1 pseudogene is annotated in these 280 nt (G+C 66.8%); it reads right to left on the reverse strand.

Features of this window, described 5'->3' with window-relative positions:
* Positions 1 to 280: pseudogene (locus E0D90_RS26225) on the reverse strand (hypothetical protein); the annotation flags it as partial.

The raw sequence follows: 280 nt of genomic DNA on the forward strand, positions 1-280 counted from the left end.
TTCGCGGTGATCTGCGAGGCGGCGTTGACGGTGTAGGTGGTGCCACGGGGGCAGCCGGGGCTGACGCCTTGGGAGGTGAGGTTGCCGGCGGGGTCGTAGCAGGACTGCCAGGACTACACGATCTCACCCCCGTCCCGCTCCGCCGCGTAGGAGAAACGCCCCGCGCTGTCGTAGTCGTAGGACGTCACGTACCCCGTCAACTCATCGGTACGGGTACGGATTTTGGCCCCGTCGACCGCATCGAGCGCGTACGTGTAGGCGAGGTCGACCAGGGTGGTGT

The organism is Streptomyces otsuchiensis, assembly GCF_004305975.1.
Classification (GTDB): Bacteria; Actinomycetota; Actinomycetes; order Streptomycetales; family Streptomycetaceae; genus Streptomyces; species Streptomyces otsuchiensis.